At 47.2% G+C, this 12870-nt stretch carries 13 protein-coding genes and 1 tRNA gene; 8 read left to right on the forward strand and 6 right to left on the reverse strand.

Features of this window, described 5'->3' with window-relative positions; all coding sequences use genetic code 11:
• Positions 1 to 11: 11 nt before the first annotated feature.
• The 4 genes from NWE92_06260 to NWE92_06275 all read right to left on the reverse strand — a co-directional run bounded on the left by NWE92_06260 (position 12) and on the right by NWE92_06275 (position 2973).
• Positions 12 to 1253: a 4Fe-4S binding protein gene (locus NWE92_06260; GenBank protein MCW4029233.1), complete on the reverse strand. Its 1242-nt coding sequence runs from the start codon at positions 1251 to 1253 to the stop codon at positions 12 to 14.
• Complete coding sequence (locus NWE92_06265; GenBank protein MCW4029234.1) at positions 1253 to 1885, reverse strand: hypothetical protein; 633 nt, start codon at positions 1883 to 1885, stop codon at positions 1253 to 1255. The genes NWE92_06260 and NWE92_06265 overlap by 1 nt, the downstream gene beginning before the upstream one ends.
• An 83-nt stretch (positions 1886 to 1968) precedes the next feature.
• The gene (locus tag NWE92_06270) at positions 1969 to 2679 is read right to left on the reverse strand and encodes a hypothetical protein (protein MCW4029235.1); all 711 of its coding nucleotides are present in this window, start codon (positions 2677 to 2679) and stop codon (positions 1969 to 1971) included.
• A 159-nt stretch (positions 2680 to 2838) separates the two neighbouring features.
• Positions 2839 to 2973, reverse strand: a complete 135-nt coding sequence (locus NWE92_06275; GenBank protein MCW4029236.1) for a hypothetical protein — start codon at positions 2971 to 2973, stop codon at positions 2839 to 2841.
• A 138-nt stretch (positions 2974 to 3111) separates the two neighbouring features.
• Between NWE92_06275 and NWE92_06280 the strand changes: the two genes are divergently transcribed.
• Complete coding sequence (locus NWE92_06280; GenBank protein ID MCW4029237.1) at positions 3112 to 3420, forward strand: hypothetical protein; 309 nt, start codon at positions 3112 to 3114, stop codon at positions 3418 to 3420.
• Here NWE92_06280 and NWE92_06285 read toward each other — a convergent pair.
• Complete coding sequence (locus tag NWE92_06285; protein MCW4029238.1) at positions 3410 to 5416, reverse strand: PAS domain S-box protein; 2007 nt, start codon at positions 5414 to 5416, stop codon at positions 3410 to 3412. The genes NWE92_06280 and NWE92_06285 overlap by 11 nt on opposite strands.
• A 289-nt stretch (positions 5417 to 5705) precedes the next feature.
• On the opposite strand from NWE92_06285, the gene NWE92_06290 reads away from it, so the two are divergent.
• The 5 genes from NWE92_06290 (at position 5706) to NWE92_06310 (ending at position 10339) form a co-directional block, all read left to right on the forward strand.
• Positions 5706 to 6878: a hypothetical protein gene (locus NWE92_06290; GenBank protein MCW4029239.1), complete on the forward strand. Its 1173-nt coding sequence runs from the start codon at positions 5706 to 5708 to the stop codon at positions 6876 to 6878.
• Between the two features lie 167 nt (positions 6879 to 7045).
• The gene (locus NWE92_06295; GenBank protein ID MCW4029240.1) at positions 7046 to 7885 is read left to right on the forward strand and encodes a DUF2807 domain-containing protein; all 840 of its coding nucleotides are present in this window, start codon (positions 7046 to 7048) and stop codon (positions 7883 to 7885) included.
• 87 nt (positions 7886 to 7972) lie between these two features.
• On the forward strand, positions 7973 to 8467 hold the full coding sequence (locus tag NWE92_06300; protein ID MCW4029241.1) for a hypothetical protein: 495 nt from the start codon (positions 7973 to 7975) through the stop codon (positions 8465 to 8467).
• A gap of 92 nt (positions 8468 to 8559) precedes the next feature.
• A complete protein-coding gene (locus tag NWE92_06305) occupies positions 8560 to 9789 on the forward strand; it encodes a DUF4407 domain-containing protein (protein ID MCW4029242.1) in 1230 nt (409 codons plus the stop codon).
• 58 nt (positions 9790 to 9847) lie between these two features.
• Entirely contained in the window at positions 9848 to 10339 is a 492-nt protein-coding gene (locus NWE92_06310) for a pyridoxamine 5'-phosphate oxidase family protein (protein MCW4029243.1), read from the forward strand.
• 12 nt (positions 10340 to 10351) lie between these two features.
• Here NWE92_06310 and NWE92_06315 read toward each other — a convergent pair whose 3' ends face one another.
• Positions 10352 to 12253: a hypothetical protein gene (locus NWE92_06315; GenBank protein ID MCW4029244.1), complete on the reverse strand. Its 1902-nt coding sequence runs from the start codon at positions 12251 to 12253 to the stop codon at positions 10352 to 10354.
• Between the two features lie 179 nt (positions 12254 to 12432).
• On the opposite strand from NWE92_06315, the gene NWE92_06320 reads away from it, so the two are divergent.
• Positions 12433 to 12510 (forward strand) — tRNA-Asp (locus NWE92_06320).
• Between the two features lie 82 nt (positions 12511 to 12592).
• Entirely contained in the window at positions 12593 to 12790 is a 198-nt protein-coding gene (locus NWE92_06325; GenBank protein ID MCW4029245.1) for a hypothetical protein, read from the forward strand.
• The last annotated feature ends 80 nt before the right edge of the window (positions 12791 to 12870 follow it).

Genomic DNA, 12870 nt, shown 5'->3' on the forward strand with positions numbered 1-12870 from the left:
TAATTTGACGCTTAAGTGTCAGGCTGCTTTGAGTACCCCTCTTCTAGCCAGTTCCGTGACTTCGCCAGCGTTTTGCCTGCAAACGACATTTTCAACGCGTCAGGATAGGGGCAAACTTCAACGCATCGGGCACAGAGCATACAGCGAGATTCAGTAACGTCACCGCCCTTCTGCTCAAACATCGCCGTAGCCTGCGTTGGGCAAACTCGTTTGCAGACGCCGCATTTAGTGCATTTGCTTTCGTTTTTCTCAAGTTTGGTTAGTGCGATTTGTTTGAAGGGGGTAAAGCTGCTGAAAAGGGCGGTTAAGGCTCCCAGTGGGCAGATGCGACACCATAAACGCCGGTACGCTAACGCGAGGATGGTGACGGCTATGAGTATGGCGAGGTTTATGGAGGTCACATACATGCCGCCTATCCAGAAGGGTCCATAGGCGATTTGGCTAACATAGTTCCAGTTCATGGCGCCGATGCCAGATTCAAAGAGAATGCACAGCGGTCGCATGGGGCAGACCAAGCAGAAAGGTTCGTTTATCCAACTGGTGATTCCTGCTTCGGTACCTTCGGGTCCGCCGGGGCGCGTGTCAGGGATAAGTTCGGTTCCAAAAATGGCGTAGGACGCAAATATGACGCTAAGGATGAGAAAGACGGCTATGATGATGTAGCGGGATTGTCCGAGTTTAGCGCTGGTTGAATCGGAGAAACTTAGATGTTTGCGTTTTGTGGCTTTACGGATGCGCGTGAGAAGGTCTTGATACAAGCCAAACGGACAGAGCCAGCCACAGAAGAAGCGCCCCAGCACAATCGACGCGGCAGCAACCATACCCACAACAACTGCGAGTTTCTCAAGACCCGTGGTGGAGTAGATGACTTCGTAGCCGCGGGGGTAATCCCAGAATGGGTAGATGTAGGCTTGGAGTTGCCATATAGGGCATGTGACGGTGCGTCCGTTAGGGTAGTAGCATGCCAAGACGGGGATAGATATACCGTCGGGGAATTGGTTACCCAAGATGTTGGCGCCGATTAAGTGGTCACGTGGAGTGGGACCCAGAGGGGCAAATAGGGGCACGTTGAAGGGGCCAATTATTAGCCCCATGAAGATGGCTATGGTTGCGGCGATTTGGATGAATAGGCGTAGGGTGCTGATTTTGCGGGTTTTGTCCTTTGAGAATTTGAGGATTAAAACGACGCCGACTGCAACCGCCAAAGCGTACAGTGACAACACTATGACTGGGTCGTTTTCATACACAGACATCAGCGGCGCCTCCCAACCAATTTAACAACTACAGCAAACAACACAATTCCCGCTAAAACAGCGAACGTGATGAGGAGAATAGATGGTCCTTCTGGGGCTGAAGCTTGGTCATAGTAGAAATGTGCAATTACAATGTATCCTGTGATGCCCTCGACGGTTATGGTGTTGTCGGGGTGTAATGTCCAGCCGTCGCCTTCCGCTATAAAGTTGCCGCCCTCTGCAATAACTATCCATTCAGTGGGATCAGTACGTTTGGAGGCGTTAACGCCGAGGTCAAAGGTTTGTTTTCCCAAACCTTCTGCGGTGTATCGGAGGCTTTCTTCGTTACCGAAAACGCCGATATATCGGTACGACTGGATGGTTATGTTACTGTTTTCAGCGGAGATTTTGAGGTCGCCTAAAATGCGGCTATTGTTTATGCTGAGGTCTTTGAATACCCATGTGTTGTTTTGAAGTGATGCAGATGTGTAGGAGCCGTTTAGGGCAAACCTGATGGAACCCTGCAATTCAGGGATAGGGAAAACCTCTGTTGTGGTAAAGTCTGTGCGTGTTTGACCAAAACAGAACGGAAGAAACGTGCAGGCTAAAGCGGCGATAACCAGCGTAGTTAACAGGGGTTTTGGAGCCTTCAAGGTATCACGTTTTCATCAATACGGTACCCTGCTTGAGCTATAAGGCTTTTCAAAAAGAGTAAAAACAAAAAAGGAAAAGGGGGTTAGGTTGGAGGCGGATTTTCCGCGGGTGGATTTTGGGCTGGAGGCTGAGCGGGCGGCTGAGAAGGCGGCGCATAGACTGTAGGCGCTGGAGCAGCAGGGGCAGCGGGTGCACGTTTTCGCCACATCATTAACACCAAGACAACAAGCACTACGACTGCAACGATTGCGACTATAGCAATAATTGTCCAAAGATTAAGGGGTTCACCCGTTTGGTTGTTATTGCCCCCTGAATTTGTAGCGGTAGGCTTTGGGGTGGCTACGACGTCGCTTAGGACTTCTACGGTTAGGGTTTCGGAAGTGTACGAGAATGGTGTGTCATCTGAGCCTTCGTATCCGTCGACAGCTATGTAGTAGGAGTGGGTGCCTGAGGTTGCGCTGGAGGGGATGCTGATTTGGATGGGGTCGGAGGTGTAGGAGGCGCCGTTCTGTATGGTTGGAGGTGAAAGGGTGAAGTTGTGGCCTATTATGCCATCGGTGGGCATCCAGTCAAAATGTAAACCAATAAGGTTTAGTTTAAGGGTCTCGGAGTTGTTGCTCGCGAATATTACCCTAAATGAGACAGTCTCACCCGCCGGTAGGGGGTTCTCTGAGAACATTGCATGTGCTGTTAAACCGTTGGTGTCTAGGGCAGAACCAATGCCACTTGAAACAAACATAACCAACATAACGCAAAGTAAACTTACGACAAGCGTTTTTCGAGTTGTGTTCATATTTAACGCTCCACTATGCGGTAAGGTTCCCCCATTTAACTATATATTATTTTTCCATAATTAACGCCCACTTACCAAAATAAGTTCAAAAAAGAAAAATCACAAACAAAAAAAGAGACACAAAAGAAAAGTAAACGCAAAAATCAACTCAGCAACAGTTTATGCGATGCTGGCTTGGTCAACAAGATGAGCAGTTCCATCAGGGCAGTAAACTTTTTCGCCAACATTAACGCGGCGATACCGTTTAAGGCATGGCTTCTGAAGTCCGCATCCGTCACAATCTCGTGAAATCAATTATTTTTTCACCCCTCTCCCGCGGATCATCCTAACACATGGTCTCGGCGGGATTTAAGGTAAATTACGTCTTAGAGCTTGAGGCTGCGATAGTCTTAAGTTGGCGTAAACTGCTTTTTGGTTGGGAACCTCAAAAAAATGGACACCATGACCCTTGCTAACCTGCTCTTAGACGTCGCCAGCATAGTCAACTTTATTGCCCTACTTTGGATGCTGCGTGCCATAATAAAAAACCGCAACGTCCTCCGCGGCTACAGCACAGTCGGCTCGTTTTTAACGTTTATCTCGCTGGTGGGCTTCGAATTAGCCTATCATCTGCTGGGAAACATCGTTGGCTTCGCCTTTGGCTGGTTAACCGTGGCGTTTTGGTTTTTAGCTTTCCTCTACACCCTAAAACAAAAAATAAAAACTAAACGAGAAACGTCAAGCCGCAACATTAATCGTTAGGAAAAGTTAAGATAAACTCTGCGCCCTCTCCAAGTTTGCTCTTGAAAGTTATGGTTCCGCCATGGGCTTCCATAACCCTTTTACAAACCGCCAAACCAAAACCCTGCCCTCGCGGCTTTGTTGTGAACAGCGGCGTAAAAATCTGCTTTTTAATATCATCAGAAATGCCAACGCCCGTATCTTTAACGGCTACCGAAATCTGGTTCTTAGCGTTAACCTCTGCGGCGACGGTTACTATTCCTCCCTTCGGCATGGCTTGCACCGCGTTTGTAATCAAGTTAATCAAAACACGCTTCAAAAGTTCCAAATCAGCGTTTACATGCGAGAACTGACGGCTTATTTGCGTCTGGATCTGAATGTTGGCGGGTATTGTTACGGTAGATAAAACGGCGCAGATAAGTTCTTGGAGGTTAACGGGTTTCTTCTCTATTCGAACAGGCTGCACAAAGGCTTGTAAATCTGAGATGATTTTATCCATATAGACCGTTTGCTCTTCTATGACGCGCATAGTCTCCTGAAGGTTCTTCTTTGTCTCCCCGTCAGGCAGGGCATCTAAGTCGTTTTGCGCCAGATACAACTCGCAAGTAATGGTCTGCAGAGGATTACGAAGGTCATGCCCAACCATACCTGCGGTTTGTCCAATGGCGACTAACCGCTCAGAATCCTTCAACTGCTTGGTTCGTTCTTCGACAAGTTTTTCTAGGATTTCTGCGTGTTGTTGGAGGTTTTTCTGCAACTGCTTCTGCTCGGATATGTCTCGGACAATAGACCAGACCCCGACTACGCTACCTCTACTATCCGTTATCGGCCATGTTCTTACCGACGCATAAAAAATGGAACCGTCTTTACGTCGATATTCACGTTCCGAAATGATTGAGCGACCCGTTTGTAAGACCTTATTGATTACTCTCTGGCGGGGCTTGTACCATTTTGGGGTTATCAATTGCGTAACAGGGAGCTTTTTTAGTTCTTTTTTTGTGTAGCCTAACATGTTTGCGTAGGCTTGGTTGCAGTGTATCATTTTGCCGTCGAGATTCCGTGCCATGATGCCGTCGCGGGTTGTATCATAGAGTTGACGATATCGCTTTTCAGCAAAAAGCAACTCCGCCTCAGCCTTCTTTCGCGCTGTAACATCATAAACAACGACAAATGCACCGTTAATTTTACCCTCAAAATGAGTTACTTTTGCATTGACGATACACCAGATTTCACGTCCCCCTTTGACTTTCAACCGTAACTCTAGGGAATCCGCAAAGCCGCGCTCCTTTAGGTTCTCGTAGATTTTTTCTTGATAATTTTTTTTGCTCTCGGCAGACAGCAAATCAAGAGGGTTTATGGCTAAGAGTTCCTGTTCGGAGTAGCCGAACATTTTACAGATGGCATCGTTTACGTTTCTGAATTTTGGACCTGGCTCAATTTCACAGATACCCGCAGGGACGTGCTTGATGATGTTCCTATATCTTTTAGCGTTAGCTTCGAGAGCTGATTGAGTTTCTTTTTGAAGTTTAAGCTGCTGAATCTGTGCCTCTTTCTGGTCGGTTATATCTAGATAAACAGCTATGCAATAGCCCGGTTTGGGGGAATAAGCGTAAACTTGATAGTGCCTGCTGTTGAGGGGCAAGTAGGCCTCTTTTGTAGCTGATGCGCCGCTGGAGGCGACTTTGCCGAAAAACTTTGTCCAATTGATGGGGCACTCAGTTATTTTTGGATTAACCTCGGATACTTTTTTGAAAAGGATGCTTTCCCGTTTTACATGCAGGGTTTGTTCAAACTGTGAATTAACTTCAAGCGTCACAAAATCTATTGGCTCCCCTTTTTCGTCAAAAACTATTTTGTACAAGGCTATTCCAACAGGTGAACCTTTCGCTAAGAGGTGGAATTGTCGGCTGCTAAAACCGAATTCTTCGGAAAAGTGTGTGTTGCCTTTTTTTTCATTTGGAGCTTTTGATGACGATACCTGCTTCCTTGCTACGCGGGTTGAATTGATAGATTTCACTTTTCCACCAAGCACCCGTTCATAAATTGTTTTCAATTGAATTAAAACTTTTCCAACATTATATATATCAATAAACAAATTTTCAGTAAATAATTAGAAACTACCGCTAACTATGTAGAAAAGCATGAAAAAACAAGATACTTCGGAAACAAAAGATTCTGTTATCCGAGCGCAGTTAAAAACTGATATATGACTGCGGCTTTTAGTTGGCAATTTCGCACAGTCACAAATCCATATTAGACGGGTTCCCTGCTAGAAAAGTGACTTTTTAGGCAGGTGAAAAAACTTAATGAAATTATCATACAAAGCAGCATTCTTAGCGGGCTTACTAATCATTTGCTTAACCGCCGGAAGTACCTTAGCACAAGTAATCTCCTCAAACATAACCAGCGTCACCAGCCCCACAAACGTTGACCTAAACAGCGTAGCCATAGTTAACAACGCCACAAGTAATCCTTCAGGTGACCTCACCCAGCTAAACGCATGGGCAGTCGGCGACGGCGGAATAATCTTGCAGTGGAACGGCAACAGTTGGACCACTGTTAGCAGCCCCACCAGTATGAACCTTAATTCCGTAGTTTTCATTAACTCAACTATCGGGTGGGCAGTTGGGGGAAATGATAACGGAGGCGTCATACTGCGCTACGACGGCACTTGGAAGGTATGGGAACTGATTAGTTTTAGCGGAGATGCCTCAGCTAAAGATGCACTAAATGCGGAACTTTACGGAGTAGCCATGGATGGTAGCGGAATGGTCGGTTGGGCAGTAGGCAAAAACGGCTTAACTCTAGGATGGAACGGGCAATCATGGTTTTCATACTCAGCTATTACCTCCAACACGCTTCGAAGTGTTAGCTTAGCGGCTAACTCCGCTCAGGCTTGGGCAGTCGGTGATAGAGGAACAATCATTCATTGGAATGGGAACGCTTGGAGTTCTATGGCTAGTCCCACAATCATGCCTCTATATGCTGTAGAAATGATTAACGCTTCCACAGGCTGGGCAGCAGGCGGAGACAACAACCGCGGCATCATTCTGCAGATGAGCAACTCAAACTGGGCAGTACAGACCAGAATTAACTTCGGAGGACCAACCAACTCAACTGCGGGAGGACCCACCGACGCTATTAATGGAAGCATCAACTCCATCAGTGTCGATACAGACAAGTCCGCTTGGGCAGTAGGAGCCTATGGAACAGTACTCTACTGGGAAGGAAACGAATGGGCAGGCCAAGTTTGCGTCGGCAACGGCGAAAACCTCAACGGCGTCTCTATGGTGCACGGAAACCCCGACAGCACACAGGCATGGGCAGTCGGCAATAAAGGAACAATCATGGCATGGACCGGAGCCGTCTGGGTCCCCGAATTACCTGTGCTTCTGATAATTGCGCCAGTGATTTTCGGTGTTGGCTTAATAATCGTGGCTCTAAAAAAGATGAAACTGCGGTCACTTCAATTTCATTAGCCCTTCTTTTTTCTTCTTTCAACGATGGCTTATCTTTGATTCTAAACAAAATGCCAACGCCCTTTCATTGAATGGCAGGAACCAATGTTGTTGGGATAGCGTGGGCTGTTTTGGTTGGAAAGTTTTATATTTTCATCGAGGCGCACAAGTGTAATTGAGGGGTAAGGATGGTTTATTGTAGAAAATGTGGAACCAAACTAGAAGACAATATGGCTTATTGTCCTAAGTGCGGTACAGCAGTAGCTGCACCCTATACTTACGAAAATCAAAGAGATTATCATCGTGATGGGCACCGGCGTGAAGGCTATGGCGCGCCCTTCGGGATAGCACTGGCTGTAGTTGCATCTTTAGTGATTGTCGGAGTCATCTTAATCGCGTTGGCCGTTGTTGGGTTGCTGCCGGGCAGTTGGGCGCCCTTCGGAACTGTCGGCTCTGGAAACATGACAACTCAGGAGTTTGCAGTAACCGACTTCACAGGCGTAGCCGCGGGAAATGGGTTCCAGGTAATTATTACTCAAGGCACCACTTACAGTGTAAAAGTCACAACCGACGATAATTTGCAGCAGTACGTTGATGTGCAAAAGTCGGGCGATACGTTAAGGGTTCGAATGAATGCTATTGGTTGGTCCAGTAATGGACTAAAAGTTGAAATCGTGATGCCAGACTTATCCAGCATTGATTTGTCTGGTGGAAGCACAGGTTCCGCATCTGGATTTAATGTGGCTCACAACGTCAACATCCTTATGTCAGGGGGCAGCAGCTTCACCGTGACAGGCTCCGCGGATAGTCTTAGCACAGATTGCTCGGGTGGTTCGAACCTGCATTTTGGGGATTTCCAAGTTCACGACGCCCAAATCAACTTTAGCGGCGGAAGCCAAGGCACAATCAACCTTGACGGCACCTTAGATGCAAACCTGAGCGGCGGATCCCATCTCTATTACAAGGGCAACCCAACCTTAGGCAACATTAACACGTCGAGCGGCGCAGGCATCTCCCAAGCCCCTTAACCCTTTATTTTTTTTTATCTTTTAGTCTGTTATACCAAACGAGGCAGTTTGGAAGAGTTTTTAACATTCAAAGTTAAGTTAAGAGGTATGTCAAAGAAAGCGTTTAAGGGCATGCTACATAGCAGACGGTTTTGGCTCTGGGAACTCGGCGGCGCCGCCATCTATTCTATACCCGCGGCTTTCCGGATAATATCTGGCAACATTCACTTGCCGATTTTGAGCGCGTTTATGCCCTTTTGGGTTTCACCCTTTGTTCCAGGTAACATTGTTGAAAAAATCCTCGTAAACGCTTTCTTTCCCGGCGGCGCGGGTGCAGTTGCAGGCGAAGTCTTTTTCACAGAGAAAGACGGTGCTGCTCAGACTAGACGGCAGAAGTATCTTCGGCGATTGGCAGGCGCGTGGCTGCAGACGGCGCTATGGTCAGCGTTCCAGTTTGTGGGTTATTACCAGTATATTATCGGCTCCTATGGCGATAACCTCTTTGAGTCACCGCTGGTGTTCCCCTTGAACTTCACGTTGGCGGCGCTTTCCATCTTTACCCCTGATGTAGTTGGCTACCTCAAAAGATGGTTACAAAACTAACCCCACTCGAACAGGGTCCTTTTTTTGTTTTTTCAAAACAGTTATTATAGGTAATCCGCCAAGTAGCTTTTAGGTAGACTATGATAGGCCGATTGCCCTTTAAAATAACCCAAACAGCAGTAATCCTCGTGGTGCTATTCGTAGCGGCGTTTGGGGTTTACTGGGTCACCGGAGAAGGGCACACCTGGTACGATTATTATGTCCGGCTCGCGGATGCATTCTTGCATGGGCGACTCTACCTGTTGGATAATCCTAGTTGGCTAAACGAGTTAATCCCTAACCCTAATGGACCCGGATGGTACGTTGTATATCCTCCTCTGCCCGCGTTTCTGATGACGCCTTTCGTGGCGATTTGGGGATTAAATCTCAACCAGACACTGTTTGGCCTATTCTTCGCCGCAGCCACCGTTTCCATAGCCTATATGCTGTCAAAAAGCGTCTTAAAAAAAGCCCAAGAAGCCCCGCCGAAAAACAACTACCAAAGCTACGTATGGTTTGCGGTGCTGTTTGGGTTTAGCACAATATTTTGGTATCTCTCAAGCATAGGGTCTGTTTGGTTAATCGCACAAGTCATCGCTACATTTTTCATGTTTTTAGCCCTCTATGAGGCTTTTAACAAAAACAGACCGCTATTAATCGGGCTCTTGGTGGGCGCATCCTTTTGGTGTAGATTACCAACCGTATTGGGTATATTCTTTTTTGTCGCGATGGCAATCTCCCAGCAGCCCATAAAAGGCATAGCTGGCAAGTTCACGTCCGCCTTACCCTATCTGCTTAAATTAGCAATTGGCACAGGCATCTTTGTAGTTTTTGAATTCCTCTACAACTATGCACGCTTCGGAACAATTTTCCCTGTTGGGTACTGGATGATACCTGGAGTGCTCGACGAACCGTGGTTTAGCCATGGACATTTCAGTCTCCTCTACATCGCAGACAACCTGACGCCCTTCCTCACTGGATTACCCATTTTGACTTCAGTTGCGCCCTACGTTCAATTTCCCATGAGCGGAATCGCAATATGGATAACCACTCCCGCGTTTATTTTCGCCTTAAAATCCAAGCTAAAAGACCCAGTAACATGGTCGAGTTGGCTTGCAATCTTTTGCATAGCCGCAGTCATCTTTACGAATGCAGCAACAGGCTGGGGTTTTGGTTATCGCTACGCAATGGACTTCTACCCGTTCCTATTCATCCTAACCGTGCGAGGTATGGGTAGCAACCTCAAATGGTACCACAAACTCCTCATAATAATCGGCATAATCGTGAACTGCTGGGGCGTAATTGCAATAAACAAGTTCCCTGACGTGTCCGTATTAGTATAGACTGCAAGGGACAACCCGTATAGTAAACATTAAATGCCCTTTTTACTACAAAGCAGTTATGTCTTTTCATGTTAAACGCAAAGAACGCGAAATCACTGACTCCTCCGAGATGCGCCAAATCCTAAAGAAAACAAACTATGTCACCATTGCGCTTTGCAAAGACAACGACCCTTACTTAGTCGCCTTAAACCATGGGTATGATGAAGAAAAAAACTGTCTCTACTTCCACTGCGCCGCAGAGGGCAAAAAACTTGTTTATGCTCAAGCTAACCCAAAAGTGTGGGGTCAGGCCGTACTGGATTTTGGAGTCACAGACGAATGCGACTACAACTACACCTGTGTGCATTTCCAAGGCACCTTGAGTCTGCTCAGTGACCCTGAAGAGAAACGTCATGGTCTAGAAGTGCTGGTCCGGCAAGTTGCGGTTAATCCTGAATCTAAACTTTCTAAGATAAAGCCTGAAAAAATCGCCAAAACCACAATGGGCAAAATCACCCTCAACTATATGAGTGGCAAGAAACATCAACAGCCGCCTAAAGAAACTGCGTAAAGCGGTTAAACCCTACTGTGGCATCCTTGAAGTGTCTACTTCATAAACCCGCAGTGTCCCCTCTTCGTAGACCTGCGTGAGCCAATCTATGCCGTCAAAGTGCGCGATGCAATTGGGGTAATTGCCTTTCTCCTCGTTGCCCACATACACGTAAGACACGCCATATTTCTCTACCACTGCTGCGAGGTCCGCGGCGGTGCCCGTGTAGGCTTGGTCTATCTCCTGTGACCGTGCCATAACCTCATCTTGCGGTATACCATGTCCATACGGCCAATAGAAATACGAGGACACCCGCAGGCGACCGCCAATCATGCTAGTAGGCTCATGAATCCCATAATAAGTCAAAAACACAGCATTTTCTGGCGTGTTATCACGCACCCACATACCCACGTTGTATTCGCTCCAACTTGCGCCAGGGTAGCTGGTCCCAAAATTGTAAACTATAACGTTGGCGCAGCCGATGACCGAAAGAAGCACCAACCCAAACACAAGCAGCCGAGGCGCCTTCGCTAACATAACCGCAGCTAACACCACGATGGGGATCCATGCGAAGATGAAGAACTTGTACATGTCCCAGACCCATGGCGTCAAGAGCAACAGGTTGGGAATCAAAAACAGCAACAGCAAGGTTGTTTTGAGGGTTTCGTTGCCGCGTTTAAAAAAGGACAGTAGCGCCAACGCGAAGGGGATGCCGAGGTTGAGTAGGTAATAGATGGGGAAGTAGGATCCGTGGGCAAAGTCTGAGATAAACTGGCTGCTTATGCTAATTGAGAAACTGGAGCCGCCAAAAATGAAGGGCAAAGCCAAGAGACTGGGCACCACAAAATAGAGATAGCTCACTTTGAAATGCCGCAGATTCCACAGCAGGGCGATGGTGTAGGCGACAAAGCAGCAGAAGAACGCAACATTGTGAAACTGAAACACCAACCCCGTAATTAGACCTGCAAGGACTACCCGTCGCTTATCCTCAAGATTTCCAAGCAACGCCAACACCAACGCGAACGCGGGCAACCCCACAAACATAGGACGCTGCTGTAACAAATTATCAAAAACAGATGGTAACCCAAACCAGTCGCCGAATTGAAGCCCAAAATTGGTAGAGGGGTTAAAGGTGCCGTTTAGCAAGGCTTGGATTAAACCAAAATAGATGAAGCCCCACCCGAAAATGCCCAAAACCGTCGCCACAACCGCCGCGCGCCGCCCAAACGGTCGTGCCAACGCGTAGAGGGCTAACCCGAAAATAACCATAAACACCGCACTCAAAATAGGCAACAGAGACGGCAAAAACCCATACATTTTCTCTACGATGGCAGTGTGGAAATCAACAAAATAATGATAGCTCAGCGGGGTTCCGATGTAGTTTGGGGTTTGGGGCGGGAAATTGCCTTGGTTTATGCTTTCGATGATTTCGTAATGGAAAGGCATGTCTTGCCAACTGGTGCCTGTTATAACTATGCCATATTCTTCACCGCGCCAGACACTTTGGGTTAGCACGGCAAAGCCGATGAGGAAAATGATGGTGAAGAGGAGCAGGCTGGTTTTTTTGACACTGCGCAGGTTGAGGATGCTTCTGGGGCGAAGCGATTCTCCTTTGAAGTACACGACGGCGGTGTATGCTGCGGTGAGGGCAAGGAAGCTGCCGATTATGGTTGTTTGGGAGTACCCCGCAGCTAAGGACAGCCAATAAATCAGAGTAACCGAAACCATGACGCTAAATAGCGGTACAAACGCCCAAACCTCATGGGACTTCAAATGGAAAAAGCGGTAGGCAGCTAAGCCGGGTACCAGAAACGTGAAAATCAGAGCTGAGAAAACCGCCACGTAACCCCCGACAAAGGCGACTAGGGCTATGATTAGGAAAACTATCGAAAGCCAATACTTCTTGAAAACGGCGCCTGCATCGGGGTTTGCCATAACGTCTCCGTTCTCGCCTGTTTTACCCTTTAGTTATTTGTGAGGGGTCTTAAGGGTGTTGCTATACCAAAGGCAAACACGGTAAAGGCTGTGTTTATGGCTTTTTTATAACATCTTCCGCGTCAATTTCGAGAAAGCTTAATTAGTCAAATAGTTGTGTATTGTTGCGGCGCTTAATTGCCCAGGTAGTATAGTTCGGTCTAGTATATGCGGCTGTCGCCCGCAGGACCCGGGTCCAAATCCCGGCCTGGGCGCCACTTTTCCTCATTTAAAACCTGAATTTTCACTTAATAGTGGTTTATAGCAAGCCATAAATCGGTCAAAAACTAGAATTATTTGATGATTATGGAGCAGTCGATTGATATTCCCTGTAAAGGCTGCAAATTGTGGAATGCTCAAAATAAAAAATTCACCTGCAACCCCAAATCCTGCAGAACCCTCTCTGAATGGATGCGCTCACATACACAAAAACTCAGCAACCAAACCGTTAAGGTACATGTGCAACTGCCACAAGTCGCCAGCCAATACATCGTCTAACCCCCAGTTCTTACGGGATTTTTGATACTTGTTTTCAAGGCGGTTACGAGGTTGCCTCATTCTTTATTATTAGCCGCAAC

It is taken from the genome of Candidatus Bathyarchaeota archaeon, assembly GCA_026014745.1.
Taxonomy (GTDB): domain Archaea; phylum Thermoproteota; class Bathyarchaeia; order Bathyarchaeales; family Bathycorpusculaceae; genus Bathycorpusculum.

Excerpts from the sequence above, each read along its gene's own strand:
- NWE92_06260 (MCW4029233.1), bottom strand. The coding sequence starts at position 1,253 with ATGTCTGTGTATGAAAACGACCCAGTCATAGTGTTGTCACTGTACGCT.
- NWE92_06270 (MCW4029235.1), bottom strand. The coding sequence starts at position 2,679 with ATGAACACAACTCGAAAAACGCTTGTCGTAAGTTTACTTTGCGTTATG.
- NWE92_06280 (MCW4029237.1), top strand. The coding sequence starts at position 3,112 with ATGGACACCATGACCCTTGCTAACCTGCTCTTAGACGTCGCCAGCATA.
- NWE92_06290 (MCW4029239.1), top strand. The coding sequence starts at position 5,706 with ATGAAATTATCATACAAAGCAGCATTCTTAGCGGGCTTACTAATCATT.
- NWE92_06295 (MCW4029240.1), top strand. The coding sequence starts at position 7,046 with ATGGTTTATTGTAGAAAATGTGGAACCAAACTAGAAGACAATATGGCT.
- NWE92_06300 (MCW4029241.1), top strand. The coding sequence starts at position 7,973 with ATGTCAAAGAAAGCGTTTAAGGGCATGCTACATAGCAGACGGTTTTGG.
- NWE92_06310 (MCW4029243.1), top strand. The coding sequence starts at position 9,848 with ATGTCTTTTCATGTTAAACGCAAAGAACGCGAAATCACTGACTCCTCC.
- NWE92_06315 (MCW4029244.1), bottom strand. The coding sequence starts at position 12,253 with ATGGCAAACCCCGATGCAGGCGCCGTTTTCAAGAAGTATTGGCTTTCG.
- NWE92_06325 (MCW4029245.1), top strand. The coding sequence starts at position 12,593 with ATGATTATGGAGCAGTCGATTGATATTCCCTGTAAAGGCTGCAAATTG.